Annotated in this window: 2 protein-coding genes; both read right to left on the minus strand. The window is 59.3% G+C overall.

All coding sequences use genetic code 11. The annotated features are described in order from the left end of the window. Positions 1-1,672 (minus strand): beta strand repeat-containing protein (locus ACQZ6F_RS33370; RefSeq protein WP_449096309.1); only part of this gene is annotated, 1,672 nt, incomplete at its 3' end. 773 nt (positions 1,673-2,445) lie between these two features. After that, a partial coding sequence (locus ACQZ6F_RS33375; RefSeq protein ID WP_449093119.1) for a hypothetical protein occupies positions 2,446-2,734 on the minus strand: 289 nt, incomplete at its 5' end.

The following is a 2,734-nucleotide window of genomic DNA, read 5'->3' on the forward strand; positions in this document are numbered from 1 at the left end:
TGCCGCCAGACGCCGTAATCGTCTCGCTGTAAACCGCATTCAGTGTCGCTGCACCAAGCGTTACAGGCAAAAGCCCTATCGTCGGGGCCGAGATCGTGACGGTTACTGTCGCCGGAGCTGACGTGCCGCCGCCATTTGTCGCGGTATAGGTGAAGCTGTCCGGACCGGCATAGCCCGCTGTTGGCGTATAGGTGATGGTCGTGCCCGTTGCCGTCGCTGTCCCGTGAGCGGCCGCAGTTGCAATCGCGACCGAGGTTGGCGTTCCGCCCGTGATATTCAGGGTGATCGGATTGGCCGACGAATTCTGGGCAACGGTTTCTGAAACATTGTTGGCGACGGGCTGCTGGGTGCCGATGGTCATGCTATAGGCGCGAGAGCCGGTGTATGGTCCCACGCCGGTTGAACTGTCGGTGGCGGTGACGGTGAAATTGAACGGGCCGGCCGCAGTCGGGGTGCCTGCAAGGACGCCAGCCGGCGAGAGCGTCAGTCCGGTTGGTAGGGAACCGGCGGTCACCGCATAACTATAGGACGTAGTACCGCCAGACGCCGTGATGGTCTGGCTGTAAGCCGTCCCTGCCGTCCCTGCCGGCAGTGAGGTCGGGGCGATTATGATCGTCGGCGGGACGACGGTCATGCTGTAGTTTCTGGAGCCTGTGAACGGTCCGGCTCCGGTCGAGCTGTCGGTTGCGGTCACGGTGAAGTTGAACGTGCCGCCTGCTGTGGGTGTTCCGGAGAGGGTGCCTGCGGAAGATAGCGACAGGCCAGCCGGCACGGCACCCGAGGTGATCGCATAAGTATAGGAACTGGTGCCGCCTGATGCGGTGATCGTTTGGCTGTAGGCGGAAGCCACGGTGCCAGCGGTAAGCGTCGCGGGGGCGATTGCGATCGTCGGCGCATTGATGGTCATGCTATAGGCTCTGGAGCCGGAGAACGGGGCGCCGGTCCCCGTCGAGCTATCCCTCGCGCTAATGGTAAAGTTGAACGCGCCGCCTGCTGTTGGCGTGCCGGATATGACACCGGCGGACGACAATGTCAGTCCCGCCGGCAGGGCGCCAGATGTCACGGTGTAGGTGTAGGGGCTGGTGCCTCCGGTCGTGCTGATCGTTTGACTATAGGCCACTCCAATCGTGCCGCCCGACACCGAGGCCGTGGTGATCGAGATGGTCGGCACGCTGACGGTTATGGCCACTGCCGCCGGCGCCGAGGTGCCAGCGGTGTTGGTGGCTGTATAGGTGAAACTGTCCGAGCCGGAGTAGCTTGCTGTCGGCGTATAGGTGATGGTCGTGCCGCTGGCAGTGGCGGTTCCGTGGGTCGCCTGCGTCGCGACCGCCACCGATGTCGCTGCTCCCCCTGAAAGGTTCAGGGTGATCGGATTGGACGTGCTCCCATGGCTCACCGTCGCACTGACCGGCCCGGCAACAGGCGCTGTCACGCCTGCCGGTGCAATTGCAATATTGATAGTGAAAGTATGCGCGCTCGCATCGGCCAGGATGAAACTGTCGCTGGTGGCTCCGTCGCCATTGTTTGTGTAGGTGAAGGACCCGGCCGCGGAGTTGTAATTCGAGATCGAACCATGCTGCGGTGACGTTGCATTTGGGTCAGTGACGGGATTAAGGCCGACGGGGTCGCACAGAGTACCAATGTTGACGTTAAGCGCCCCGCCAGAGGCCATTGGGCTTGTCGATGGTGTCGTATGTGAATCCGGGAAGTTGAAGACTGTGCAGGCGGCGTAAGCCACGCTCGGAGTTACCAGTGACAGGCCGGCGCAAAATAGACTGACGAGCAAGACCAATTTCAAAAGCAATATAGGCGTGCGCCCGATGGCGGCTATGGATCCTGTCGTGACCTTGAATGCCTGTCTGGGCATCTCTACCCTGCAATGCGTCCAAATTCCGAGCAGATCATTGTTTGAAATATAGGTTTTGCCCGGAATCCAGGGTTTCCCTCTGGCAAATGCAGTTGCCGGCAGTTCGTCACTTGTCATTTGCCCAACCCAAAGACAGAGCGCTCCGCCGCTGAAACGCAGGAAGTTGCTCTTGCAATTGCCCGTCCACATTGTGTCAGGCGCCCCTCAACTCAATCACAGTACTATCTGAGGCGACTTGAAAGGCAATTTTCTATTCACGAAAATCGCCAGGATTGCTTATTATGAATTTATTATTCAATTAAATGTTGTAAACCAGCAACATTGCGAATGGTTGCATGTTATTCATGACGTCCGAGGTGCTGCCCCATAACGCATATTTTCGTTACTGGGCTGCGCCGGAAAGATGACATTGGCGTCTATCGGGGCTTTGCTCAGCCTGTCCGAATCAACGGGAAAACGGAGGTGCAGGCGCGCCTCGTTTCGGCTCAGGGGGCCTTAAGTTCGATCCTCGCCAGGAGTACGAGTACTTCAGCCGTACACGTCCCTCTGCGTTTGGTTTATTGATTATATTATTTTGGCTAGAACTTTTTGCTTGCGGCGACCTTGGCGCCGACGGATTTCTGTCCGTCGCCCTCGATGTTGAAGAGGATGCTGGTGTCGAGCATCCAGAAGTTGATGGTCTGCATGGAAAGGCCGGCGGTGACGGCGCCGAAGGCACCGGAGCCGTCGAGGGCGGAGTAGCCGCCGGTCAGCCCGAGTTTCGGCGTCAGCTTGGTTCCGCCCTCCAGGGTAAAGGAGCGGGCGATCTCGGCGCCGAGGCTGACGCGGAACTGGTCCTCGTTGAAGCCGTCGATGTCGATCCTGTCG

The sequence above is a fragment of the Rhizobium sp. A22-96 genome, assembly GCF_053521805.1.